Source organism: Halomonas borealis (genome assembly GCF_004798905.1).
GTDB lineage: Bacteria > Pseudomonadota > Gammaproteobacteria > Pseudomonadales > Halomonadaceae > Halomonas > Halomonas borealis.
In genome coordinates this window covers 14,509-39,349 of sequence record NZ_SDMO01000008.1, presented here as the reverse complement: position 1 = coordinate 39,349, position 24,841 = coordinate 14,509, and the positions used below count along the sequence as shown (strand labels likewise).

At 68.1% G+C, this 24,841-nt stretch carries 24 protein-coding genes; 3 read left to right on the top strand and 21 right to left on the bottom strand.

The window, feature by feature from the left end:
* Positions 1-6: 6 nt before the first annotated feature.
* From ETC07_RS09560 to ETC07_RS09525, 8 genes are all read right to left on the bottom strand, one after another.
* Complete coding sequence (locus ETC07_RS09560) at positions 7-786, bottom strand: transporter substrate-binding domain-containing protein (protein WP_136248292.1); 780 nt, start codon at positions 784-786, stop codon at positions 7-9.
* 259 nt (positions 787-1,045) lie between these two features.
* Positions 1,046-1,768 (bottom strand): transporter substrate-binding domain-containing protein, encoded by a 723-nt coding sequence (locus ETC07_RS09555; protein WP_438590660.1) that lies wholly within the window; start codon positions 1,766-1,768, stop codon positions 1,046-1,048.
* A gap of 212 nt (positions 1,769-1,980) precedes the next feature.
* Positions 1,981-2,712 carry an ABC transporter permease gene (locus ETC07_RS09550; protein ID WP_136248291.1) on the bottom strand — a complete coding sequence of 244 codons (732 nt, stop codon included), beginning with the start codon at positions 2,710-2,712 and terminating at the stop codon, positions 1,981-1,983.
* The gene (locus ETC07_RS09545; RefSeq protein ID WP_136248290.1) at positions 2,712-3,416 is read right to left on the bottom strand and encodes an ABC transporter permease; all 705 of its coding nucleotides are present in this window, start codon (positions 3,414-3,416) and stop codon (positions 2,712-2,714) included. The genes ETC07_RS09550 and ETC07_RS09545 overlap by 1 nt, the downstream gene beginning before the upstream one ends.
* 28 nt (positions 3,417-3,444) lie before the next feature.
* Complete coding sequence (locus ETC07_RS09540) at positions 3,445-4,215, bottom strand: ABC transporter ATP-binding protein (protein WP_136248289.1); 771 nt, start codon at positions 4,213-4,215, stop codon at positions 3,445-3,447.
* Between the two features lie 225 nt (positions 4,216-4,440).
* Positions 4,441-5,433 carry a succinylglutamate desuccinylase gene (locus ETC07_RS09535; protein WP_136248288.1) on the bottom strand — a complete coding sequence of 331 codons (993 nt, stop codon included), beginning with the start codon at positions 5,431-5,433 and terminating at the stop codon, positions 4,441-4,443.
* 222 nt (positions 5,434-5,655) lie between these two features.
* Positions 5,656-6,240, bottom strand: a complete 585-nt coding sequence (locus ETC07_RS09530) for a lipocalin family protein (protein WP_136248287.1) — start codon at positions 6,238-6,240, stop codon at positions 5,656-5,658.
* 72 nt (positions 6,241-6,312) lie between these two features.
* Complete coding sequence (locus ETC07_RS09525; protein WP_136248286.1) at positions 6,313-7,392, bottom strand: tartrate dehydrogenase; 1,080 nt, start codon at positions 7,390-7,392, stop codon at positions 6,313-6,315.
* Positions 7,393-7,497: 105 nt separating this feature from the next.
* Between ETC07_RS09525 and ETC07_RS09520 the strand changes: the two genes are divergently transcribed.
* Both ETC07_RS09520 and ETC07_RS09515 read left to right on the top strand, forming a co-directional pair.
* Positions 7,498-8,448 carry a LysR family transcriptional regulator gene (locus ETC07_RS09520; RefSeq protein WP_136248285.1) on the top strand — a complete coding sequence of 317 codons (951 nt, stop codon included), beginning with the start codon at positions 7,498-7,500 and terminating at the stop codon, positions 8,446-8,448.
* Positions 8,445-9,770, top strand: coding sequence for a glycosyltransferase (locus ETC07_RS09515; protein WP_136248284.1), 1,326 nt, complete (start codon positions 8,445-8,447; stop codon positions 9,768-9,770). The genes ETC07_RS09520 and ETC07_RS09515 overlap by 4 nt, the downstream gene beginning before the upstream one ends.
* Positions 9,771-9,793: 23 nt before the next feature.
* Here ETC07_RS09515 and ETC07_RS09510 read toward each other — a convergent pair whose 3' ends face one another.
* The 3 genes from ETC07_RS09510 to ETC07_RS09500 all read right to left on the bottom strand — a co-directional run bounded on the left by ETC07_RS09510 (position 9,794) and on the right by ETC07_RS09500 (position 12,730).
* A complete protein-coding gene (locus ETC07_RS09510; protein ID WP_136248283.1) occupies positions 9,794-10,471 on the bottom strand; it encodes a TVP38/TMEM64 family protein in 678 nt (225 codons plus the stop codon).
* Between the two features lie 84 nt (positions 10,472-10,555).
* The gene (locus ETC07_RS09505; RefSeq protein WP_136248282.1) at positions 10,556-11,482 is read right to left on the bottom strand and encodes an ABC transporter substrate-binding protein; all 927 of its coding nucleotides are present in this window, start codon (positions 11,480-11,482) and stop codon (positions 10,556-10,558) included.
* Positions 11,483-11,557: 75 nt separating this feature from the next.
* Positions 11,558-12,730, bottom strand: a complete 1,173-nt coding sequence (locus ETC07_RS09500; protein ID WP_136248281.1) for a TauD/TfdA family dioxygenase — start codon at positions 12,728-12,730, stop codon at positions 11,558-11,560.
* A gap of 107 nt (positions 12,731-12,837) precedes the next feature.
* Here ETC07_RS09500 and ETC07_RS09495 point away from each other — a divergent pair, with 107 nt between their 5' ends.
* Entirely contained in the window at positions 12,838-13,725 is an 888-nt protein-coding gene (locus ETC07_RS09495; protein ID WP_136248280.1) for a LysR substrate-binding domain-containing protein, read from the top strand.
* A 2-nt stretch (positions 13,726-13,727) separates the two neighbouring features.
* Here ETC07_RS09495 and ETC07_RS09490 read toward each other — a convergent pair whose 3' ends face one another.
* The 10 genes from ETC07_RS09490 to ETC07_RS09445 form a co-directional block, all read right to left on the bottom strand.
* On the bottom strand, positions 13,728-14,534 hold the full coding sequence (locus ETC07_RS09490) for a M90 family metallopeptidase (RefSeq protein WP_136248279.1): 807 nt from the start codon (positions 14,532-14,534) through the stop codon (positions 13,728-13,730).
* 4 nt (positions 14,535-14,538) lie between these two features.
* Positions 14,539-16,113 carry a bifunctional GNAT family N-acetyltransferase/carbon-nitrogen hydrolase family protein gene (locus ETC07_RS09485; protein ID WP_136248278.1) on the bottom strand — a complete coding sequence of 525 codons (1,575 nt, stop codon included), beginning with the start codon at positions 16,111-16,113 and terminating at the stop codon, positions 14,539-14,541.
* A gap of 125 nt (positions 16,114-16,238) precedes the next feature.
* Complete coding sequence (locus tag ETC07_RS09480) at positions 16,239-16,505, bottom strand: DksA/TraR family C4-type zinc finger protein (protein WP_136248277.1); 267 nt, start codon at positions 16,503-16,505, stop codon at positions 16,239-16,241.
* A gap of 49 nt (positions 16,506-16,554) precedes the next feature.
* Positions 16,555-17,466 carry a DMT family transporter gene (locus ETC07_RS09475; RefSeq protein WP_136248276.1) on the bottom strand — a complete coding sequence of 304 codons (912 nt, stop codon included), beginning with the start codon at positions 17,464-17,466 and terminating at the stop codon, positions 16,555-16,557.
* Positions 17,467-17,656: 190 nt separating this feature from the next.
* Entirely contained in the window at positions 17,657-17,965 is a 309-nt protein-coding gene (locus ETC07_RS09470; RefSeq protein ID WP_136248275.1) for a hypothetical protein, read from the bottom strand.
* Between the two features lie 167 nt (positions 17,966-18,132).
* Positions 18,133-18,534 carry a heme-binding protein gene (locus ETC07_RS09465; protein WP_136248274.1) on the bottom strand — a complete coding sequence of 134 codons (402 nt, stop codon included), beginning with the start codon at positions 18,532-18,534 and terminating at the stop codon, positions 18,133-18,135.
* 182 nt (positions 18,535-18,716) lie between these two features.
* On the bottom strand, positions 18,717-19,958 hold the full coding sequence (gene glcF, locus ETC07_RS09460) for a glycolate oxidase subunit GlcF (protein WP_136248273.1): 1,242 nt from the start codon (positions 19,956-19,958) through the stop codon (positions 18,717-18,719).
* Between the two features lies 1 nt (position 19,959).
* Entirely contained in the window at positions 19,960-21,063 is a 1,104-nt protein-coding gene (glcE, locus tag ETC07_RS09455) for a glycolate oxidase subunit GlcE (RefSeq protein ID WP_136248272.1), read from the bottom strand.
* Between the two features lie 9 nt (positions 21,064-21,072).
* Entirely contained in the window at positions 21,073-22,572 is a 1,500-nt protein-coding gene (glcD, locus tag ETC07_RS09450) for a glycolate oxidase subunit GlcD (protein WP_136248271.1), read from the bottom strand.
* Positions 22,573-22,928: 356 nt separating this feature from the next.
* A complete protein-coding gene (locus ETC07_RS09445) occupies positions 22,929-24,629 on the bottom strand; it encodes an L-lactate permease (protein WP_136248270.1) in 1,701 nt (566 codons plus the stop codon).
* Positions 24,630-24,841: the final 212 nt, after the last annotated feature.

Genomic DNA, 24,841 nt, shown 5'->3' with positions numbered 1-24,841 from the left:
GAGGGCTTACAGCTTGATGTCGTAGCTGAAGTACTTGGCCATGATCTCGTCGTAGGTGCCATCGGTCTTCAGCGCCTGAAGGGCCTCGTTGAAGCGTTCGGCGAGCTCGCGGTCGCGCTTGCGGAAGGCCACGCCGACACCCTGGCCGAAGTACTTCTGCGGCTCCTTGATGAAGTCGCTGATGCGCTGGAAGTCGCTCTCCGGGGTGTCGATGTCGATCATCGCCTCGGCGATCGGGTAGTCCATGAAGGTCAGGTCCAGCCGGCCGGCACGCATGTCGGCGATGACGTCGTCGGCGCTGGCGTAACGGCGGATCTCGAGATCATCGCCGTAGAGGTCGGTGACATAGCGGTCCTGCAGCGTGGCGCGCTGCACCCCGACGCTCAGGCCCTCGAGGCTCTCGCGATCGGCGATATCGATGTCTTCGCCCTTGGCGGTGATCCAGGCGCTGGGCGTGGTGTAGTAGGGCTCGGAGAACAGGACTCGGCGGGCGCGCTCCTCGGTGATGGCCATCGAGGACATGATGCCGTCGAACTTGCGCGCCATCAGCGCCGGGATCATGCCATCCCAGGGCTGCTCGACCCAGGTGCATGATTCCTCGAGATAGTCACAGACGGCGTTGCCCAGCTCGACCTCGAAACCGGTCAGGGTGCCGTCGGCCTGCTTGTATTCGAAGGGCTCGTAGGGCACGTCCACGGCGAGGCGGATGGGGTCGTCGGCGTGGACGGCGGTGGTGAACAGGCCGGCCGCGAGGGTGGCGGCCAGCAGTCGCTTGGCGTGGCGCATGGAGACTTCTCCGGTGTGGGGCATCTTGGGGGCGATTCGTCGTACAGGCGATCGGCGCGGGGCGCCATCAGAGGCGCGGCACGGGCGTGCCGCAACGGCCGGGGTGGCCGTCGGCAAGGCTTATTCGTCGAACCACTCGCTGAGGTAGAAGCGCGAGGCGGGCGAGAGCCCGAGGACGAACGGTTCGAGATCGCTTAGCAGTCGTGGCATGGCATGATCTCCGCACGAACCGCCCCGGCTGGGCCGGGGCGGTGTCGGCTTATTCCTCGAAGTACTTGGCTTCGATCTCGTCGTAGGTGCCGTTGTCCTGGAGGGTGGAGAGAGCCTCGTTGAAGGCCTCGGCCAGCTCGCCGTCGCGCTGGCGGAAGGCGATGCCGAAGCCTTCGCCGAAGTATTCCACCGGCTCGCTGATCTTCTCGCCCACGGTCTGGTAGTCGCCGGCCTCGCTGTCGATCAGGGTAGACTTGCCGATCGGGAAGTCGAGGAAGGCGATGTCGAGGCGACCGGCGTCCATGTCCAGCACCATGTCGTCGGCGGTGGCATAACGGTTCACATCGGCCACGTCGCCGTACATGTCGGTGACGTAGTTGTCCTGCAGGGTGCCGCGCTGCACGCCGATGGACTGGCCGTCGAGGCTCTCGGTGTCGGGAGTGGTGATCTCGCTATCCGACGGGGCGAACCAGGCGGAGGGCGGCGTGATGTAGGGGTCGGAGAACAACACCTGCTCACGACGCTGCTCGTTGATGGTCATCGAGGACATGATGGCGTCGTACTTGCGCGCCTGCAGGCCGGGGATGATGCCGTCCCAGCCCTGCACGACCCACTCGCACTGGATGCCGATCTCGGCGCACAGGGCGTTGCCCAGATCGATGTCGAAGCCGGTCAGTTCGCCGTCCGGGGTGCGGAATTCCATGGGCTCGTAGGGCACGTCGACGCCGATACGGATATCGCGGACCTCGGCGTTGGCGACGCCGGCGATCATGGCGGCACTCAGCACGCCGCAACTCAGGACCTGATGGATCTTCATGAGGGCTTTCCCCTTGTTGTTGATGGATCACCGCGGGAAGCGTGGTGCATGCCGTTGCGCCGCTCGGCGCTCCCCCAGGGTGACGACCCGCCTACCTTAGCGGAAGGCCGGACGGGCCGAAAGGTTGAGAACGAACGTCAGTTCCCAACGCTTGTTTGACGCTCGGCTCAGCCGCCGGCCGGCTTGAGATGGGCCAGCAGGCGCTTCTCCAGGTGGCGGAAGAAGTAGATGATCGTGAAGGTCAGGCACAGGTAGATCGCCGCCACGAACAGGAAGGCGTCGAAGGGCGCGTAGAAGCGGGCATAGACGAAGCGCGCCGCCCCGGTGAGATCCATGATGGTCACCACGCTTGCGATGGCGCTGGCGTGGAGCATGAAGATCACCTCGTTGCCGTAGGCCGGCAAGGCACGGCGGAAGGCGCTGGGCAGCACGATGCGTCGCATCATCAGCGGCCAGGACATGCCGTAGGCCCGGGCGGCCTCGATCTCGCCCCTGGGGGTCGACTTGATGGCGCCGCGGAAGATCTCGGTGGTATAGGCCCCGGTGTTGAGGGTGAAGGCGAGCAGGGCCGGCACGAAGGGCTTCTCGAGCAGGACCCACAGCCAGGTGTCCTGGATGCCTTCGATGAAGACCACGCCATAGTAGATCAGGTAGAGCTGCACCAGCAGCGGGGTGCCGCGGAACACGTAGCAGTAGAAGAAGATCGGCAGCCGTACCCAGGCCTTCTTCGAGCCGCGACCGAGGGCCAGCGGCACGGCCAGCAGCAGGCCGATGATCAGCGACAGGAACACCAGCTGCACGGTGGTGGTCAGGCCGTCGCCGTAGTAGGAGAGCGTCTGCAGGGTGAAGATGCTGTTGTCGGCCAGCTGCGTCTCGAACCAGTTGATCAGGGCTTCCATCAGTTCTCCTCCCCGTAGCCGATGTCATAGCGCTTCTGCAGACGCGCGAAGCCCCATTCGGAGACGCTGGCGATCAGCAGGTAGACGGCCGCCACGATGAGCATGAAGGTGAAGGGCTCGCGGGTCGCCTTGGAGGCCTCGGAGGCGACGCGGACCATGTCCGACAGGCCGATCACCGAGACCAGGGCGGTGGTCTTGAGCAGCACCATCCAGTTGTTGGAGAGCCCGGGCAGGGCGTGGCGCATCATCTGCGGGAAGCGGATGCGACGGAACACCAGCCAGGGGCGCATGCCGTAGGCGCGACCGGCCTCGATCTGGCCATCGTCCACGGCCATGAAGGCGCCACGGAAGGTCTCGCCCATGTAGGCCCCGAAGATCAGGCCGATGGTGATGACGCCGGCGACGAACTCGTTGACGTTGATGAAGATATCGATGTCGAACTGGGCATAGAGCCAGTCGGTGATCATGTTGATGCCGATCTGTCCGCCGAAGAACAGCAGCATCATCAGCACCAGGTCGGGCACGCCGCGGATGAGCGTGGTGTAGAGGGTGCCGAGCCGGCGCAGGCCCCAGTGGCGGGACATCTTGGCGCTGGCGGTGGCGAGCCCCAGCACGATGGCCAGGATCAGCGACAGCACCGCTAGCTCGACGGTGATCAGGGCGCCTTCGAACAGGCGCGGGCCGTAGCCGTGCAGATCGATCATAAGGGTCTCCTATTCCCGGGATAGCCCGTCAGTGCTTGGGCGCCAGGAACTGCTTGAGTCGCTCGGAACGCGGGTTGCCCAGCACCTGTTCGGGCGGCCCGGCTTCCTCGACCTGCCCCTGGTGCAGATAGATCACCTGGTTGGAGACATCGCGGGCGAAGGCCATCTCGTGGGTGACCACGATCATGGTGCGGCCTTCGTCGGCCAGGCCGCGCATGACCTTGAGCACGTCACCGACCAGCTCGGGGTCGAGCGCCGAGGTCGGCTCGTCGAACAGCATCACCTCCGGGTCCATGGCCAGCGCCCGGGCGATGGCGCCGCGCTGCTGTTGGCCGCCGGACAGCTGGGCCGGGTAATAGTCGGCGCGCTCGCCCAGGCCGACACGCTCGAGCAGCTCGCGGGCGTGGGCGATGGCCTCCTGGCGTGACTTGCCGAGCACGTGCACCGGCGCCTCGATGACGTTCTCGAGCAGCGTCATGTGGGCCCACAGGTTGAAGCTCTGGAAGACCATCGACAGCTTGGCGCGCATCTTGACGACCTGGTTCCAGTCCGCCGGTTCACGGCCGTGCTTGGTTTCCTTGAAGCGAATCGGGTCGCCGTGAACGATCAGCTCGCCCGCGTTGGGCTGCTCGAGCAGGTTCATGCAACGCAGGAAGGTGCTCTTGCCGGAGCCGGAGGCGCCGATCAGGGTGATGACGTCGCCCTTGTGGGCCTGCAGCGAGAGGCCCTTGAGGACCTCGGTGTCGCCGAAGCGCTTGGTGATGTTGCGCACTTCCAGCGGAATCGGGGTGTCGGCCATGGAAAAGGCTCCAGTTCGAAGGGATTCCCTGGGCGCGGTCGGGCGTCGCTTCAGCGACGCGGCGTCCGGCAGGGCCCCGGGCACCGTTCGAGACGGTTCGGCGTGAAAGAAAAAGGGGGCGATTCTACCAGTCTCGTCCGCGAGCGGCAGGCCTTGTTGCCCATCGGGGCATTAAACCTTGGTCCTATAGTGAGGCGCGGCGCACCGCGCCACTCCCGGCACCGTTCAGCCGTCCGCGTGTGGGGGCTCGACCGCACTGATCAGCAGCGCGGCACGGGCGCCGACTTCCACGGCGGCGTTGGGGAACACCACCCGCAGCGGCGTCTCGCCGACCGTGAAGGGTCCCTCGAGGGCGTCCTCGGCCAACCGTGTGCCGGGGGCGAACTCGGTGAAATTGGGCGTCGCCTCGTCGAAGCACAGCCGGAAGTCCACGGCGTGGCGCTTGAGCTCATGCTCGACGCGGAAGAAGGCCATGTCGCTCGCCGGGCGCTCGGCCGGAGGGCGGTCCGCGACCAGCGCCGCGAGCAGTGCGGCCATCGGCGCCAGGGGCGCCAGGTCGTTGTGCCCGAAGGGCAGGGCGCGGCCCAGCTCCAGGGTAAAGGCCGCGGCGCCATGGTAGTGCTTCGAATAGTGGGAAAAGGTCCAGCTATGGCTGTGTTGGTGCAGCACCGCCTGGATGTCGGCGTCGGCGAGCTGGCGCCACTGTTCGGCCGGGGTGACGGCCTCGGCGAAGGGCTCGACGGCGAAGCGTGGGTACTGGCTGTCGCGGATCGCGGTGTGCAGGTCGTGATGGATCCGCCGGCGCTCGGCGTGGCGCTCGAAGAAGGCATCCATCGTCGCCATCAGTTCGCGGGCGCGGTCCGCTTCTCGGCCTTCGGCGTCGAGGTCGCGGCGAAACAGCCGGTTGAGATTGGTCTCGACGAAGCGGGTGCCGGCGCGCAGGGCCTCGAGGTTACCGAGGATCACCAGCGTCGGGGCGGCGAGCGTCAGCCGGCCAGTCTCCAGTTGCGCGAGCAGGTCGCCGAGCAGCTCGATGGGCGCGGTCTCGTTGCCGTGGATGCCTGCCGAGAAGACCAGGGCCGGGGCCGAGGGGGCGGCCGAGTCGGGTTCCAGCTCGAGCAGGCCAGGGCCGAGGATACGGTAGCGGCCGCCGGGCAGTCGCCCCGAGGGGACGGCGGAGACGCCGTCCAGGGTGGTGGAGAGCCACTCATCCAGCATGTCGACCTCGTGATGTGAACGGGTGGGGAAGCGCGGCGCTTCGGGCCAGGGGCACCATGAAGAGGGGCATGAGGCAGACATCCGGTTATCGTTGTGGGGGCGGAATCTGGCCTTACCTTCCGGTGCCGGCTCGGCCGCCGCAAGGGCGGCTGTCGAGATGATGAAAATGCCCGGTGCTTGGATGAAAAGCCCGGATGACGCGCGATGCCCGCGGAGTGGCGTTCAGGCGTCGCGGCGCCAGGGCGCGCAGGCGGCTTCGCCCTGCTCGACCTCGATCAGTTCGTCCACCGGGAAGTCCAGCGCGGCGGCGCGCTCGACCAGCGCCTGGTAGGTAGACGCCGGCAGCTCGGGGGTGCGTGAGAGGATCCACAAGTAGTCGCGGTCGGGTCCGGCGACCAGCGCCCAGTCGTAGTCGTCGCCCAGCGCCAGGATGTTGTAGCCGGCATAGAAGGGGCCGAAGAAGCTGACCTTGAGGCGCCCCTGGCCGGGCTCGCCGATCGGGTAGGCCTTGCCTTCGGCGATGTCGGCCTCGCCGGCGGCCAGGTCGATGCCGCGGTTGGTGACCCGGATGCGGCCGTCGTCGCGCTGCGAATAATCGGCGGTGACGCAGTCCAGGCCCTCCTCGAAGGAATGATCGAGCCGGGCGACCTCGTACCAACGGCCCAGGTAGCGTTCGGCGTCGAAGTCGTCGACGACCCGTGTACCCTCGGGCATGCCGGTGCAGGCGGCGATCCCGAGGGCAAGTAGCGGCGCGCCGAGCAAGGGGCGGGCGAGGCGCGGCAGGCTGGCGTGATGCGCGGCGGGCATCCTGGCTCTCCTTCATCCATGTTCCCTGCCAGCATAGGGCCGGGCCGGTGGCGTGTCAGCCGGATCGGTCCTTCAGCCGTCGGCCTCGATGAGCTCGGCGATGGCGCGGCCCAGACGTTCGGTGGAGCCGTGGCCCTTGAGGTCCGGTGTCAGCACGCTGGCGTCGCCCTCGGCGAGTACCGCCTCGATGGCGGCGAGGATCGCCGCGCCCGCTGCCTTGTGGCCGAGGTGCTCGAGCATCATGGCGCCGGACCAGATCTGGCCGATGGGGTTGGCGATGCCGCGCCCGGCGATGTCCGGGGCGCTGCCATGGACCGGCTCGAACAGGCTCGGGAAGCGGCCCTCGGGGTTGATGTTGGCCGAGGGTGCCACGCCGATGGTGCCGGTGCAGGCCGGGCCCAGGTCGGAGAGGATGTCGCCGAACAGGTTCGAGGCCACCACCACGTCGAACCAGTCCGGATGCATGACGAAGTTGGCGGTCAGGATGTCGATGTGGAACTTGTCGACCGCGACCTCCGGGTAGCGCTCACCCATGGCCGCCACGCGCCGGTCCCACCACGGCATGGTGATGCCGAGGCCGTTGGACTTGGTGGCCGAGGTGAGCTTCTTCCGCGGCCGTGATTGCGCCAGCTCGAAGGCATACTGCAGCACCCTATCGACGCCGTGGCGGGTCATCACCGTCTCCTGGATCACCACCTCGCGTTCGCTGCCCTCGAACATGGTGCCGCCGACGTTCGAGTACTCGCCCTCGGTGTTCTCGCGCACCACGTAGAAGTCGATGTCGCCCGGCTGGCGGCCGGCCAGGGGGCTCTCGATGCCCGGTAGCAGGCGGCAGGGTCGCAGGTTGACGTACTGGTCGAACTCGCGGCGGAACTTGAGCAGCGAGCCCCACAGCGAGACGTGGTCCGGCACCTTGTCGGGCCAGCCGATGGCGCCGTAGTAGAGGGCGTCGAAGGCGGCCAGGGTCGTCTGCCAGTCGTCGGGCAGCATCTGGCCGTGTTCGAGGTAGTAGTCGCAGCTGGCGAAGTCGAAGGATTCGAAGGCGAGGTCCAGGCCGAAGCGGCGAGCGGCGGCCTCGAGGGCGCGCAGCCCCTCGGGCATGACTTCGGTGCCGATGCCGTCGCCGGCGAGCACGGCGATGCGTTGGGTCATGGGGACTCCTGTCGATGCGTGAACGAGGCGCCAGTCTATCCCTGCACGAAGGCGAGATAATCGGGGTAATATTCAATCCATTGTTGATCTCAAGTGGAGAATGCGGTGACACCCCTCGACGATCTGGCCTTCTTCCAGCGCCTGGCCCGGGCCGGCAGCCTCACCGCCACCGCCCGGGAGCTGGGGCTTTCGCTGTCGGCGGTGAGCAAGCGCCTGCAGCGCCTCGAGGCGCGCCTGGGCGTATCGCTGGCGGCGCGCACCACCCGGCGCCTGACGCTGACCGCCGAGGGCGAGCGTTACCTGATGCGCGGCGCGGGGATCCTCGACGACCTGACGGAGCTGGAGGAGACCCTGGGTGATCGCCGCACCGAGCTTTCCGGGCCGTTGCGTATCAACGCCACCTTCGGCTTCGGACGTCGCCACGTGGCACCGCTGCTGTCGGCCTTTTGCGCCCGGCATCCGGGCCTCGAGGCGAGCCTCGAGCTGACCAATTTCCCGCTCGGCCTGGCCGACCAGGGCGTCGACATCGGCATCCGGGTCGGCGAGCCGCCGGACTCGCGGCTGGTCGCCCGGCGCATCCTGGCCAATCGGCGGGTGCTGTGCGCGGCGCCGCGCTACGCGGCCGAGATGCCAGCGTTGGACGAGCCGGCCGATCTGGCCCGTCATGCCTGCCTGGTGCTGCGCGAGATCGACAGCGACTACACGGTGTGGCGCTTCGTCCGCCGCGACGCCTCGGGTGAGGAACGCGCGGTCAAGGTCACCGGTCCCATGGCCAGCAACGACGGCGAGGTGATTCGCCGCCTGGCCTGCGACGGCCACGGCATCGCCCTGCGTTCCTGGTGGGACGTTCACGAGGAGCTGGCGGCGGGGCGGCTGGTGGAGCTGATGCCGGGCTGGCGGGGCGTGCGTGCCGACTTCCATGCCGTGTATGATCGACGCCGCCACGTTGCGCAGCGAGTGCGTGCCTTCATCGCCTATCTTGAACAGGAGATGCCTGGACGCGTGTCGCCGCTGAATGTGCCTAAGGAAGCCAGGCAAGGAGAGTCGCCACCGTGAATGTGCTGATGTTCACCAATACCTATCTGCCCATCGTCGGCGGCGTCAGCGAGTCGGTTCAGCGGCTCAAGCGGCAGCTTCAGGTCACCGGCCACAAGGTGCTGGTGGTGGCCCCGCGCCTCGAGGGGCAGCCGGACTTCGAGGCCGATGTGGTGCGGGTGGCCGCGGTCCAGCACTTCAACGGCAGCGACTTCTCGCTGCCGGTGCCGATTCCCGGCCAGCTCTTCGATGCCATCGAGGCCTTCGAGCCCGACCTGGTGCATGCCCATCATCCCTTCCTGCTCGGCGATACCGCGGCCCGGGCCGCCGAGACCTATGGCCTGCCGCTGGTCTTTACCCACCATACCCTCTACGAGCACTACACCCACTACGTGCCGGGCGACTCGCCGCGCATGCAGCGTTTCGCCGTGGCCCTGGCGACCCAGTACACCTGGTTGTGCGATGCGGTCATCGCGCCCAGCGAGAGCATCCGCGACCTGTTGCTGGCACGCGATGGTAATCCCGAGGTCCGCGTGGTGCCGAGCGGGGTGGACACCTCACGCTTCACCGCGGGGCAAGGCGCCGACTGCCGCGAGGCGCGGGCGATTCCCGAGGCCGCCTATGTGATCGGCCATGTCGGACGCCTGGCCCATGAGAAGAACCTGGTGTTTCTCGCCGAGGCCGTCTGTCAGGCGCTGGTCGAGCGGCCCGATGCCCACTTCCTGGTGGTCGGTGAGGGCGATGCCGCCGAGGGCATGGCGATGATCGCCGAGGAGCTGGGGGTCGAGGCGCGGGTCCACTTCACCGGGCGCCTTCAGGGCCAGGCGTTGATCGATGCCTATCACGCCATGGATGTCTTCGCCTTCGCCTCGCACAGCGAGACCCAGGGCATGGTGGTGGCCGAGGCCATGGCCGCCGGCCTGCCGGTGGCGGCGGTGCGGGCACCGGGCGTCGTGGAGGTGGTGACGGACGGCGAGAATGGCCGATTGCTGGATGCAGACGACGTCGATGCCCTGGCGGCGGCGCTGGTCGAACTCGGCGATGCGGCGCGGCGCCAGCCGCTTCACCATGCGGCCCTGGCCACCGCCGCCGACTATGATGAACGGCTTTGCGCCGAACGCTGCCTGGCCGTCTACCGGCGTGCGATCGCCAGCGGCGGGCCCTTCACCCACGCCGATGACGGCGGCTGGGACCGGGTGCGTGGTCGGCTCGGCGCGGAATGGCGCATGCTGCGCTATCGCGGCCGGATCCTGCGTCACCTGGTGCAGGAGGAGTGGGAACAGGAGCGCCCCTCCTGGTGGCCCGGCGGGCGTTCCGACGAGCCCGAACTGCCCTCGAAGTAGCCTGCGCGACGAGCCACCGGGCCTCAGCGCCGGCGGCGGCGTTCGGCCCAGCGCTTGAGCCCGTAGAGCAGCCCCGCACCCAGCACCAGGCCGCCTAGTGCCACCAGCACCTCCTGACGACTCTCGGCGGTGGCCAGCTCGCCGAGCTGGCTGCCGAGCAGGGTCACGCCGGCGAGCCCCGGCAGGATGCCCAGCGTCGAGCCGATCATGTAGTCACGAAAACGCAGATGGAAGGCCCCGGCCATCATGTTGGTCAGGGTGAAGGGGGCCAGCGGCAGCAGGTTGATCACTGTCATGGTGCGGATACCGCGCCCCGAGAGGTAACGTGACAGGCCGTTGAGGTGCTTGCCGCCATAGCGCAACAGGGCGTCGCGGCCCAGCCGGCGGCCCACCCACCAGGTCAACACTGATGCGGTCAGGGTGCCGGCCAGTGCGTAGCCGAAGCCCCACCAGGGGCCGAACAGCAGCCCGGTCAACGCCACCAGCAGGCTCAGCGGGAACATCACCAACGAGGCCCCGGCGTAGATCGCCATCACCACCAGCACTGCCCAAGGGGCATGGCGCCAGGCCACGGAGCCCTGAGCCAGCGCCATCAGGCTATCGACGGTGAGCAGGTCCTGCATGGCCAGCCATTGCCACAGCAGGCCCAGGGCGACGAGCAAGGCAAGGGTCAGGGCGACGAGGCCGAGGGGTCGAGACATGGGGCACGGGGTTCCTGGTCAGCTCAGGCCTTAGCATACGGCAGTGGCGGCGCGGGCCAAAGGGCCGGCGCCGCCGGGAAGACGTCAGAGGCTTTCCTGTACCGCCGGCCAGGCGGGTTCGCCACCATGGGTCGCGACGCCCTCGAGCATGGCCTGGACCCGCTCACGGTGGTCGTTGATCCACTGGCTGGCGATCTCGTCGGCATCGCGCTCCTGTTGTCCGAACGCCTGGATCATCCAGCTCTGCTCCTCGGCGGAGAAGCTGAATTGCTCGAAGAAGGTCACCAGGTTGGGGTGGGCCTCGGCGTAGTCGCCGCGCAGCACCGTCAGCACATCGGTCTTGCCGTTGTTCTCGCCGAACAGATTCTTGGAGTCGTCGAGGTAGCGCATCGGCAGGTCCAGGTTCATCCAATGCGGCGTCCAGCCGACCCAGACGATGGGTTCCTCGCGGGAGATGGCGGCGCGGGCGGCACCGAGCATGCCGACCACGCTGGTATCGACCAGCTGCCAGTCGCCCAGCCCCCAGGTGTCTTCATCGATGGCGCCGTGAAGGACTTCGCTGGCCGCCGAGCCGGCGCCGAAGCCGTGGATCTCGCCGTCGAAGCGTTCACGGTTCGCGTCCAGGTCGGCGAAGCTCTGGATGCCGTCGTCGTAGAGGTACTCCGGCACCGCCAGGGTCATGCGCGCACCCTCGACGTTGTTGCCCAGGCTCCTGATGGCGCCGCTTTCCTCGCGGGGGGCGAACAGGTTCTGTTGCGCGGGCATCCAGCCGCCGAGGAAGGCGTCGATGTCGCCACCGTCCAGCCCCTGGTAGATGACCTGCAGGCCGAGTTCATGGGTGCGGGTCTCGTAGCCCAGCGGTGCGAGCAGCTGCTCGGCGATCTCGGTCTTGACGGTGATGCCGGGCCAGGCGGGGACCCCGAAGTCGAGGGTGGCGTCGTCGGCCTGGGCGGCGAACGACAGGCCCAGCAGCGGCAGGGCGAGGGGAGCGAAGCGTGGGGCGATGGTCATGCGATCTCCTTGTCAGGGTGAGGGCCGTGGCGCGTGGGGGGAAAGCCGCCGGCGCCACGGCGTGTTGAGGGTGGCTCAGCGCTGGCGTGCCAGCACCCGTAGCCGCGACTCGCACATGTCCAGGTCGAGGTAAGTGCCCTGAAGGTGGCGGCGGCCGGTGTTCGGGTCGAAGGCGCGGCGGCCATGCAGCACGCGGCGGTTGTCGAAGGCCACCATCTGGCCGGGGGCCAGGGCGAACTCGAGCCGGTGCTGTGGGTCCTGGACGAGTCGCCAGAAGACGCGGTAGGCGTCGTACCAGGCGTCGATCTCCTCGAGCGGCAGGCGCAGGGTGTCGCGGATCCAGTTGTTGAGGCGTACCTCGGTGACCCGGCCGGCCGCGTCGAGGCTCAGCAGAGGGGCGCACCAGACGATGTCGTGGTCCTCGTCCTGGAAGCGGAAGTCGATCGACGTCTCGGCGAGGAGGCGAAAGGCCTCGGGAGCCTGGCGGCGCAGGGTCTCGGCGGCGGCGAAGCCGTCGACGAAGGTCGATTCGCCACCCTCGGCGTCGTTCTCCAGGCAATAGAGCAGCTGGATGTCCGGCGGCTGGCGCCAGTTGGGCAGGTCGCTGTGCAGCGCCAGGCCGATGGCCGTGTAGGCGGCGTTGTTGGGATTGGGCTTGGAGCGCACGTCGAAGCGGGCGCCGAAGTTGGTGGCGCGCAGCGGGCCGATGCGTGCGGCCAGGCGGCTGACCTCTTCGTCGGCCAGCGGGCCGTCGTCGAGCAGTACCAGGCCGTCGCGCAGCAGGGCGCGGAGCCAGGCGCGCTCGCCGTCGGCGCCGGCGGCGAAGTCGCCATGGGCGACATGCACGGGGCGAAAGCCCACGGCCCAGGGTTGGCGTGTCGGTACCGGGTCGTGGCGAACCTCGCCGGGGCGGCGTTGGTACAACCAGCCGGCATCGTAGCGGCTGACATGGCCATCGGCCCAGTGCAGCGTCAGGTTGCCGTCCTCGAGGCCTGTCGCGGGGGCGCTCTCCGGCACCTCGAGGCCCATGTAGAGGCGCTCACGGGTCAGCGGGTGGCGGCATTCGGCACACGCGCAGTGGTCGCGCAGCCAGGTCAGCGGGAAGCGGGCGCGGGCGTCGTCGTCCCAGCGCAAGGCCAGACGGTCGTCGCCGGGGCTGGCCTCGACCAGGCTCGGGCCGCGGGCATGGTCGGTGAGCTCACCCATCGGCAGGGTGGGGCGTGTCGCGGCGATCGGCGTCGGGCTCATGTCGGCCTCCTCGGGGTGGAATGTCGAGAGGATGGCGGCTGGCCGGCGTGGCGACAAACGATTAATCTGGCGGCTATGACCCGATAAAACTTATGACAGGCTTTTTCATGAGCACGCTTCCCCCCTTGGCCTGGTTGCAGGCCTTCGAGGCCGCCGCCCGTACCCTGAGCTTCACCGCCGCCGGCCATGAGCTCGGCGTGACCCAGGCCGCGATCAGCCAGCGGGTGCGCCTGCTCGAGGATCGGTTGGGCCAGCGGCTGTTCGTTCGCCACCCGCGCAGCCTGAGCCTGACGCCGGCCGGCCAAGCCTGGTTGCCGAGCCTGCAGGATGCCTTCACGCGGCTGGTCGAGGGCACCCAGGAGGTGTTCGGCGAGGCCGGCGAGACCCCGGTGACCCTGCGCACCACCCCGGTGGTGCAGCAGAACTGGCTGGCGCCCCGCCTGTCGGCCTTCTGCCATGAGCATCCCGAGATCCCGCTGCGCCTGGTCAGCGCCATCTGGCCGGACGACTTCGGCCCCGAGGGCGCCGACCTGGAGATTCGCTATGGTCATGGCGACTGGTCGGGGGTCGAGGCGCTGTCGCTGGGCGACGAGATGATGATCCCGGTGTGCGCCCCGGCGCTGGCCGAGCGCCTCAGGGTGCCGGCGGACCTGGCCGGCCAGACCCTGCTGCATGCGGTGGGCTTCGCGGTGGGCTGGCCGAGCTGGCTGGAGGCCGTGGGGGCCTCGGGGCTGGAATCGCGTTGCGCGGCCCTCACCTGCGACAACCAGGTGATGAGCCTGGCGCTGGCCGCCAGTGGCGCGGGTGTCGCCCTGACCCATCGACGGCTGGTGGAGGAACGCGATGACCTGGCGGTGGCGCTAGAACCGGCGTTGCCCAGCGGCGAAGGCTTCTGGCTGGTGCGTCCGGTGCGTCGGCGGCCACGCCCGGAGGCGACGCGGTTGTGGGAATGGTTGGTGGGACATCTCGATGGCGCGCCGGCGGGTCGCCCCTAGGCTCAGCCGGGGGCGGAGGGACACCAGGCCAGCGGGTGCTGGCGGAAGTAGCGGCCGAGCAGGGCGTAGAGCTCGGGGTAGGCGGCGTGCAGTGCCTCGGGCGCGGTGAAGAAGTATTCACAGGCGACCGCGAAGCATTCGCCGGGATGGCTGGCGGCGTAGTCGTCGATGGGCGTGGGCTCGCCACGCGCGAGATGTGCCTGGAGGTCGTCCCACACGGCGGTGAATACCCGGTGCCAGTCGTGCGGGTCCATGTCGCCGGGCAGCGGCGGGAAGCCGTCGGCGTCCAGGGAGTTGGCCATGTCGATCTTGTGGGCCAATTCGTGGATCAGCACGTTGAAGCCATCCCGACACCCGCTTTCCATCAGGTCCGGGTAGGCCACCACCACCGGCCCCTGGTGGGAGGTCTCGCCGGCGCGTTCGTCGTCGTACTCGTGCATCACGCCGAACTCGTCGAGTTCCTCGACCCGGCGATGGAAGGCATCGGGGACGATCAGGATCTCGTGGAGCCCGGCGAAGGCCTGGCGATGGGTGGCGTCGTCCCAGCCGAGCGTCAGCAGGCAGCCCTGGGCGGCGATGGCCAGCCGCGCCGGGGCGTCGAAGTCGATGCTCGCGTCCAGCTCGGGGTGGCGGCTCAGCCGCTTGGCATGGGCGAAGCGCCAGGCGCGATGCCCCAGGCGTTCGGCGGCCTCGTCGGGCAGCGCGCCGAGCAGCGGCAGGCGTGCCCGGGCCTCGGCCCACTCGGCCGCAGGGAAGGGGTGACGCGCCGCGAAGCGCGCCGCCCGCCAGCGCTTGAACCGTTCCAACACGGCCTCAGCTGTCCTCCACGTCGCGGCCGCCGGACTTCCATGACCAGTCGCGCAGGCGCAGGTCGAACAGGTCCTGGCGGCGGTCCTTGAGGTTGGTCACCGAGCCCTCGTTGCGCACCACCTTGAGGCGGTTCAGGTCGAGGTCGGAGAACATGATCATCTCGGTATTGGGTGTGGTCTCGGCGAGCACGGCGTCGTGGGGGAAGGAGAAGTCCGAGGGCGAGAAGACCGAGGACTGGGCGTACTGGATGTCGAGGTTCTCGATCGAGGGAACGTTACCGACGCTGCCGCACAGCACCACGTAGCATTCGTTCTCGATGGCCCGCGCCTGGGCGCAGTGGCGCACCCGCAGGTAGCCGTTCTTGGTATCGGTCCAGAACGGCACGAACAGGATATCCATGTCCTGTTCGGCGAGCAGCCGCGAGAGCTCGGGGAACTCGACGTCGTAGCAGATCTGGATGCCGACCCGGCCGGCGTCGGTATCGAATACCTGCAGTTCGTCGCCGCCCTCGATCACCCAGTCGCGGCGCTCCTGGGGCGTGATGTGCAGCTTGGCCTGACGCTCGACGGAGCCGTCGCGGTGGCACAGGTAGGCGACGTTGTAGAGCCGGTCCTGCTCGCCCACCTCGATCATCGAGCCGGCCACGATGTTGATGTTGTAGGCCACCGCCATGCGTGACAGCTCGGTCTTGAAGCGCTCGGTGAAGCCGGCCAGGAAGCGGATGGCGGCCAGCTGGTCCTGCTGGGCGGCGCGATCCTGAAGGCCCATCAGCGGCGCGTTGAACAGTTCCGGGAAGACCGCGAAGTCGCTCTGGTAGTCGGCCAGGGCGTCGACGAAGTACTCGACCTGTTGCAGCACCGCCTCCACCGAGTCGAACTCGCGCATCTGCCACTGCACGGCGCCGACCCGCACCTGGGTGCGGCGGCTCTCCAGTACCCGTTCGGCGGGCTCGAAGAGGATGTTGTTCCACTCCAGCAGGGTCGCGTAGCCCTGGGACTTCGCGTCCTCGGGCAGGTACTTGCGTAGCAGGCGTTTGACCTGGAAGTCGTTGGCCAGCTGGAACGACAGGATGGGGTCGTGGATCTCCTTGCGGGCGACCTTGTCGATGTATTCCGCCGGGGAGAGCTCAGCGGCGTACTGGTGGTACTGCGGGATACGCCCGCCGGCCAGGATCGCGCGCAGGTTCAGCGACTTGCACAGTTCCTTGCGCGCCTCGTAGAGCCGCCGGCCGAGGCGGTAGCCGCGGTAGTCCGGATGGATCAGCACGTCGAGGCCGTACATGGCGTCACCCTCGGCGTCGTTGAGGATGATCTCGCGCTGGCCGATCAGGTCGTCGTACTGGTGGGGGTTGGAGAAGTCGTCGTAGTCGACCTGCACGGTCAACGCCACGCCGACCAGGCGGCCATCGTCCTCGATGACGATCTGGCCGTCCGGGAACGCCTCGATCAGCTTGTCGATGGTGAGCTCGGGCCAGGCGCCGCCGATATCATGGTAGACGGCATCCATCAGCGTCTTGAGCTGCGGATAGTCGTCCTGCGTCAGGTTGCGCAGATTGAGATGCAGGTCATCGAGGGACATGCCGCGGGCTCTCCGGTCGGATAACGAAACTCGCAGTTTAGCAGCCCGTCGCGCCGGCGCCGACAGGCGTGGCGGCGGTGGTTCGTTGTCGAGAGGCATCACTCCCGGGCCGGTATGCTAGCGCCTCAGCGTAGCTGGCTGTCCTTGCTGCCGCGGCGATTGACGCCGCCGCCTGGCCCCGAGTGCGCATCGCGCTCGGCCTGGCAGGCGAGGCACAGCCGTACCCCGGGAACGGCCTGGCGTCGCGCCTCGGGAATCGGCTCGCCACATTCGTCGCAGTGGTGGGCGCTCTCGCCCCGCGGCATGTCGCGCCGAGCCCGTTCCAACTCATCGCGCACGCTGTCGTCGATCTGTTGCTGAACATCACCATCCTTCGACCAGCCGCCTGCCATGTCGGTGCCCCCCCTACGTGTGGTGGTGTCTTGCGTGTGTCTCGAGCGCCTAGCCCGGCTGCCCGGGCGTGCCGCGGGCCCGGTGGAGCAGCGGGCGGGTCAGCGTCTGGGCCATCAGCACCCCGGCGAGGATCAATGCGCCGCCCAGCAAGTGGAAGCGGGCCACGCTCTCGTCCAACACGAGCATGGCGATGAGGGCGCTGAACAGTGGCATCAGGTTGATGAAGATGCTGGCACGGTTGGCGCCGATGCGGCGAATGGCATGCATCCACAGGTAGGTGGTGACGATGGAAGCAGGGATGCCGGCGTAGAGGATCAGGCCGATATTGTCGCCGCCGACCGGCGTCATCGGGCCTGCCAGGTAGGGCGGCAGCAGCCAGATCACGGCGCAGACCACCTGGGCGTAGAGCAGCACCCAGGGGGGCAGGTCGAGGGTCCAGCGGCGGAGCATCACGCCGTAGAGCGCGTAGCAGGTCGCGGCGACCATCATCAGCGCGTCGCCGCCGGCCACGGAGAGCTCGAGCAGCGACAGCGGGTCGCCACGTCCCAGCAGCACGCTGACGCCGCCGAGTGCCAGCAGACCGCCGCCGATGCTGCCGAGGCTCGGCGTCTCGCGCAGGATCAAGGCGCTGAGCAGCACGGTGATCAGCGGTACCATGGCGGCCAGGATGCCCATGTTGGTGGCCGAGGTCGTCTCGGCGGCCATGTAGGCCAGGCCCTGCCACAGCCCCATGCCCAGCAGGCCCAGTGTCGCCAGCTTCGGCCACTCGCGACGCAGCGTGTCGCGGTATTGCCAGGCGGCGGGAGCGACGAAGGGCGTCATCACGGCGAGCGCCAGCAGCCAGCGCAGGAAGGCGATGCTGCTGGGGGCGATGGCGTCGACGCTCAGCTGGTTGACGGTCATGTTGCCCGACCAGATCAGCACCGCGCCGAGCGGCAGCAGGAAGACGAACGGTGGCATGGCATCCTCGAGTCGGCGAAGGCAGCGGTCGATGACGACCGGCAAGGTACCATCGATGATAAGGCGGATAAGGGCGCGCGGCCAGGCGGCCCGCATGGCATGGCGGGGGGCGGGTAGGGCGCGCCGGGGGGCATGAAAAAACCCGGCCGTAGCCGGGTCTTGGAGCGTTCGTGTCTGTTTTGCCGGCCCTTTAGTCTTCGGGGTCGTTGGCAGAATCCACGCCGTCTGCGTCGTTCATGTCGTCGGCGACGTCGTGCTCGGAATGTGTGTCGGTTTCTTTCGACGGATCGTTGGCGCTATCCGTACCGCCTTCTTCGACGATGGCCTCATCGCTCATGGCGTCCTTGTGGCCATCCATGGTGTCTTGTTCCACCTCGTTGGCGCTATCGACGCCATGCTCGTTGGCCATCTCGCCTTCCTCGTGGTGCGCCGCCAGGGCGCCGCCGGAAAACAGCATCAGGGCGCTGAGGGTGATGGCAGCAGTCGCGATACGTTTCATGGTGTACCTCTCGTCCGGTGATGGGCGTGTTAGGCATCCGTGCATCCAGCGAATGCTATACAAAATCTATGCAATAATTCCCGATGATGCAAACTTGTGACCGAAAACGACCGCCCCCCGGCCTGGCCGAGGGGCGGTCATCGATCGCGCGAGGTGGCTCGAGGCCGTCAGGCCAGGGCCGCCACGGCGGCCTTGGCGACCTGTACGTCCTGGTCGGGCTTGACGCCGGAGATGCCGATGCTGCCGGCGACCTGGCCGTCGACGATCACCGGTACGCCGCCCGCCAACAGGGCCTGCATCGGCGCGGTGACGAAGGCGGTGCGACCGTTGTTGATCATGTCCTCGAAGGCCTGGGTGTCCTTGCGGCCGATGGCGGCATTGCGTGCCTTCTCGCCGGCGACGCCGGCGCTGAAGGGCGGCGCCCCGTCCAGGCGACGCAGGCCGAGCAAATGCCCGCCATCGTCGGCCACGGCGATGGTCACGGCCCAGTCGTTGGTCGTGGCTTCCTGCTCGGCGGCGTCGAGCAGGAGATTGACGTCGTCCAGGGTCAGTACGGGTTTGGTCTTCATTCTCGGTCGTCCTTTTGTTGGATGAAACGCTAGTGGGGAATGTGGCTGGCTCGGGGCTTTAGCGGCGGCAAGCCTTAGGGGAGGCGCCGTGAAGACCGGCTTACGCTACCGGCGCCCTCCCAGGCGTAGGATTTCCCCTGTGGCTTGCCCCGTCGTCCCTCGTCATGCGTGCCAGGCAGGCGTCATGCGAGTGCTTCGTCGACGATTTCGATCCAGTGCCTGACTGGCGTGCGGCCGGCGCCGTTCAGATGGGTCTGGCAGCCGATATTGGCGGTCACGATCACCTCCGGGTCGCCGGCCTCCAGGGCGTCGAGCTTGTTGTCGCGCAGCTCGGTGGCGAGCTCGGGCTGGGTCACCGAGTAGGTGCCCGCCGAGCCGCAGCACAGGTGGGCGTCCTGTACCGGGGTCAGCGCGAAGCCGAGCCGGGTGAGCAGGGCATCGACGCTGCCGCCGAGCTTCTGGGCGTGCTGCAGGGTGCAGGGGCAGTGGAAGGCCAGGCGCTTGTGCTCGCGCAGTGTCAGGCGCTCCGTGTCCTCGTCGCCCAGCACCTCCACCAGGTCCTTGGCCAGGGCGCTGATGCGCTCGGCCTTCTCGGCGTAATCGGGATCGTCGGCCAGTACCTCGGCGTACTCCTTGACCATCGCGCCGCAGCCGCTGGCGGTTTGGACGATGGCTTCAACCCCGGTCTCGCCCTCTTTCTCGATATGCGGCCACCAGGCATCGATGTTGGCGCGCATCCGCGCGCGACCGGCGTCCTGGGCGTTGAGGTGGAAGTCGATGGCCCCGCAGCAGCCGGCTTCCGGCGCCGGCGTCAGGCCGATGCCGAGGCGGTCGAGCACCCGCGCGGTGGCGGCGTTGGTGTTGGGCGAGAGCCCCGGTTGCACGCAGCCTTCGAGGATCAGCATCTGGCGCTCATGGCGAGCGCCCACGGGGCGCTCGCCGGCATCCACCGGCGTGGCGGGCAGCTTGTCGCGCAGCGCACCGGGCGTCAACGGCCGGAATACCTGGCCGAGCCTGAGCAGCGCCCGGAAGCGGGTCGGGTCGACCAGCGCCTTGCGCAGGCCGAAGCGCAGCGCGCGCTCGGCGGCGGGGCGTGGCGCGCGGCGTTCGATCTCGGCGCGGCCGATGTCGAGCAGCGTGTGGTATTCGACTCCGGACGGGCAAGTGGTCTCGCAGCTGCGGCAGGTCAGGCAGCGGTCCAGGTGCAGCCGAGTCTGCTCGGTGACGTTGTCATCCTCGGGGTTCTCCAGCATCTGCTTCATCAGGTAGATGCGTCCGCGTGGGCCATCGCGTTCGTCGCCCAGCAGCTGGTAGGTGGGGCAGGTGGCGTTGCAGAAGCCACAGTGCACGCAGCTGCGCAGCACGCGTTCGGCCTCGCGAAGGTGAGGCTGCTGCAGGTCTTGCTCGGTGAAGTGCGTCTGCATCTTAATGCTCCGCGTAGAGTCGGCCCGGATTGAAGATCCCCTTGGGGTCCAGCTCGGCCTTGAGGCGGCGATGGTACTTGGCCAGCGCCTCGGGCAGCGGCGTGAAGGGCTCGGCGGCGCCGGGCGTCAGGCAGGTGGCGTGCCCGCCGGCGGCGGTGCAGGCCGCACGCAGGGTGGCGGCGGAGAGGTCGCTGCGCAGGAAGCGCTGGGCGCCGGCCCAGTCGTGGAGCATGGCCGACTCGTCGAGGCCGTCGACCTCGAGCCGCGCGCGCTGGGGTAGCGAGAGCCGCCACAGCGGGCGGTCGTCTTCGCCGGCGAAGAGCGGCAGCCGCTGTTCGCGCAGGGCCTCCCAGTAGCCGGCGTCCAGGTCTTCGCCACCCAGGCGCTCGCGGGTGGCGGCTACCGAGCCGGGCCCGCCCTCCAGGCGCAGGTGCAGGGCGCCGTCCTGCCAGGTCGCGGCGCTCAGTGGCAGGGGCCGGCGTCCCCATTCGGCGAGGCGGCGGCGGGCTTCATCCAGTGTCATCTCGAGGCGCAGGCCGTGGCTGGCCGAGGGCCGGGGTAGCACCTTGAGGGTGACCTCGGTGAGCAGGCCCAGGCTGCCCTGGGCGCCGACCATCAGCCGCGAGAGGTCGTAGCCGGCGACGTTCTTGATCACCTCGCCGCCGAAGCGCTGCTCGTCGCCGCCATGGGTGATCACCCGGGCGCCCAGCACGAAGTCGCGCACGGCGCCGGCCCAGGGGCGGCGCGGGCCGGATAGCCCGCTGGCGACCATGCCGCCGACGGTGGCGTCGGCGCCGAAGTGGGGCGGCTCGAAGGGCAGCATCTGGCCGTTCTCGGCCAGCGCCGCTTCCAGCGTGGTCAGCGGCGTGCCGGCCCGCACCGAGACGATCAGCTCCACCGGGTCGTAGCCGGTGATGCCCTGGTGCTCGCGGGTCGAGAGCGCCTCGGCTTGCTCGCCCCGTCGGCCTTGAACTTTCCGGCCATAGAAGGCCTTGGTGTCGCCGCCGACGATGCGCAGCGGGGTGCCTTCGGCGTTGGCCTGCCGGATGCGTTCACCCAGGGCCTCGCGGATGTCCCGATCCTGCGGGGATGTAGTGGTGGCCATGATCATTCCTCAGAAACGGGGCAGTTCGGGGTGTGGCAGCTCTCCGCCATGCACGTGCATGGCGCCGAACTCGGCACAGCGCGCCAGGGTCGGGATGTTCTTGCCGGGGTTGAGCAGGCCGTCGGGATCGAAGGCCGCCTTCACCGCGTGGAAGGTGGTCAGCTCGCGGCTGCCGAACTGGGCGCACATCTGGTTGATCTTCTCGCGGCCCACGCCGTGCTCGCCGGTGATCGAGCCGCCGGCCTCGACGCACAGCTCGAGGATCTTGCCGCCCAGCGCCTCGGCTTGTTCGAGCTCGCCCTCGCGGTTGGCATCGAACAGGATCAACGGGTGCATGTTGCCGTCGCCGGCGTGGAAGACGTTGGCGACCTTCAGGCCGTAGGCCTCGGACAGCTCGCGGATGCCCTCGAGCACCCGCGGCAGCTCGCGGCGCGGAATGGTGCCGTCCATGCAGTAGTAGTCCGGCGACATGCGGCCCACCGCGGGGAAGGCATTCTTGCGTCCGGCCCAGAAACGCGCGCGTTCGGCCTCGTCGCGGGCCTGCTGAATGCCGGTGGCGCCGGCCGCCTCGAGCACGCCGCGCACCCGCTCGCAGTCGTCGTCGACGTCGGCCTCCACGCCGTCCAGCTCGCACAGCAGGATGGCCTCGGCCTCGACCGGGTAGCCGGCATGGATGAAGTCCTCGGCGGCGCGGATCGCCAGGTTGTCCATCATCTCCAGCCCGCCGGGGATGATGCCGGCGGCGATGATGTCGCCCACGGCTCTGCCGGCCTTGCCTACGTCGTCGAAGCTTGCCATCAGCACCTTGGTGGTCTCCGGCTTGGGCAGCAGCTTGACGGTGATCTCGGTGACCACGCCGAGCATGCCCTCGGAGCCGTTGAACAGCGCCAGCAGGTCGAAGCCGGGGGCGTCCAGCGCCTCGCTGCCCAGCGTCATGCGCTCGCCCGCGAGGGTGATGATCTCGACCCGCAGCACGTTGTGCACGGTCAACCCATACTTCAGGCAGTGCACGCCGCCGGCGTTCTCGGCCACGTTGCCGCCGATCGAACAGGCGATCTGCGACGAGGGATCCGGGGCGTAGTAGAGGCCAAAGGGCGCGGCGGCCTCGGAGATCGCCAGGTTGCGAACACCGGGCTGTACCCGGGCGATGCGAGCATCGGGGTCGACCTCGAGGATGCGGCTGAAGCGTGACATCACCAGCAGCACGCCTTGCTCCAGGGGCAGGGCGCCCCCGGAGAGACCGGTGCCGGCGCCGCGGGTCACCACCGGCACGCCGAGCTCACGGCAGCCCTCGAGCAGGGCCACCACCTGGTCGAGCGTTTCCGGCAGCGCCACCAGCATGGGCATCACGCGATAGGCCGCCAGGCCGTCGCACTCGAAGGGGTGCAGGTCTTCCTCGCGGTGGAGCAGCGTCAGGCCGGGGACATCCTGCTGGAGACGGTTGAGGACCTCCGCCTTGTCCCGGGAAGGCAGCTCGCCATCGAGTCGTGCGTCGTAATGGATGTTCATGACGGCTCCGGCTTGTGAGGCAATCCGCGTTCAGGATACGCCTCGTATTTTTGCAGAAACATTTTCCATTGGCATCCCCGGTCACATCGAGACGACCGCGAAGGCGGTTCACCGTGATGGCATCGGGGGAGGCTTGAGACAAGAACGATACGTTCCGAGGACTTCGGGTGGCTACCGTGGATCATTGGTATGACCAAGACTCTCGACGAGGAACGACCCAGTGACCCGATTCATTCCCGTGGACAAACAATAGCTTAGTAGGGATGGCATCGCAGGGGGTGAAGAGGGTGTGTGTGGTGCCTTAGACCAATGGATGGGATGGCCACCCGCGGCCGGTGCCGCGGGTGGGGAATGGCTCAGCCTATCCGCAGCAGGGGGTCGGAGATGCCCCACAGCTGGATGGCGATCAGGCCGATCAGCCCGGCCGCCAGCACGTAGTAGATCGTCGGCAGTAGGGTCTTGCGGATGGTCTCGCCCTCGCGGCCGAGCAGGCCCACGGTGGCGGAAGCCGCGACCACGTTGTGGATGGCGATCATGTTGCCCGCGGCGGCGCCCACGGCTTGCAGGGCCACCATGAACGCGGTGGAAACGCCGAGCTGCTGGGCGATGTTGAACTGGAAGTCCGACAGCATCAGGTTGGAGACCGTGTTGGAGCCGGCGATGAAGGCGCCGAGGGCACCCACGGCAGGGGCGAACAGGGGGTAGATACCACCGACGCCGTCGGCCACCAGGCTCGCCATGGCCACCGGCATCGATACCAGGTCGCTGGTGTTGACGCCGGAGTTGATCAGGATGCGCACCATGGGAATGGTGAATACCAGCACGAAGCCGGCGCCGGCCAGGGTGCGGGTCGACTCGCCGAAGGCGGCGCGCAGCTCACTCAGGCGCATGCGGTGCAGCAGCGCGGTGAGCAGTACCACCGCCAGCAGGATGCCGCCGGGCAGGTAAAGTGGCTGGATGCTGCCGGACACGCCGGCCTCGCCGAGGATGTCGGTCCAGCCGAAGGCGAGCGAGGTCAGCGCGCTCTTGAGCGGCTCGATGGTGCGCGAGGCCACCAGGAGCACGGCCAGCAGCACGTAGGGCACCCAGCCCATGAAAGTGGAAATGGGGGTCTTGCCCACCACGTCATCGGTCTTGATCACCAGCTTACCGATCCACTGATCCGGCCAGGCGGAGGAGGGCGGGAAGTCCCAGGTGTCCTTGGGGAGCAGGAAGCCGCGACGGGCCGCCGGTACGACGATGGCCAGACCCACCATGGCACCGATCATCGACGGGAACTCCGGCCCTAGCAGTACGCCGGCCAGGACGTAGGGCACCACGAAACTGATGCCGGCGAACAGCGCGAAGGGGGTGATGGAGAGCCCTTCCTTCCAGGAGCGGTTGGCGCCGAAGAAGCGCACCATGATTACCACCATGATCAGCGGCATCAGCATGCCGACGATGCCATGGATCACCGCCACCTCGCCGGCAATCAGGTGGAAGTAGTCGAGCCAGCCGCCGCCACCGGCCTCCAGGGCCGCGCTGATGCCGCCCTGGTCGAGGCCGCCCGAGACGCCGACCACGATCGGTGTGCCCACTGCGCCGAAGGACACCGGCGTGGATTGGATCATCATGCCGACCACCACGGCGGCCAATGCCGGGAAGCCCAGCGCGACCATCAGTGGTGCGGCCACCGCCGCCGGCGTGCCGAAGCCCGAGGCGCCCTCGATGAAGCAGCCGAACAGCCAGGCGACGATGATCGCCTGGACGCGTCGGTCGGGGCTGATGCCCGAGAAGCCGTTGCGGATGGCGGTGATGCCGCCGGAATGCTTGAGGGTGTTGAGCAGCAGGATGGCACCGAAGATGATCCATAAAATCGCCACCGTCAGCATCAGGCCCTGCAGGGTCGAGGCCAGGACCCGCGTGGCGGTCATGTCCCAGACGAGCAAGGCGATGACGGCGGTAACGGCGAAGACGATCGGCATGGCGATCCGCGCGGCCATGCGCAGGCCAATCAGCAGGACCCCCGCCAGCAGCAGGGGAGTGAAGGCCAATAGCGCCAGTAATGAGTCATGCATGGATGAGGTCCCTCATCGGTGATGATGGTTGTTGTCGTGGGCCGCTGGTGGGCGACGATCCTTGAGAATCTTACGGGGCTATGACGGGGCTGACTATTCAAGGTAAATTGGTATTACCAGTATCGAGAGGGTGGACATTGCGCAGCTTCATGCGAAGATGCCGTTATTTTTCAGCAACTTGATAAATGGCTAGCGAGTGCGGTGTACCGCCT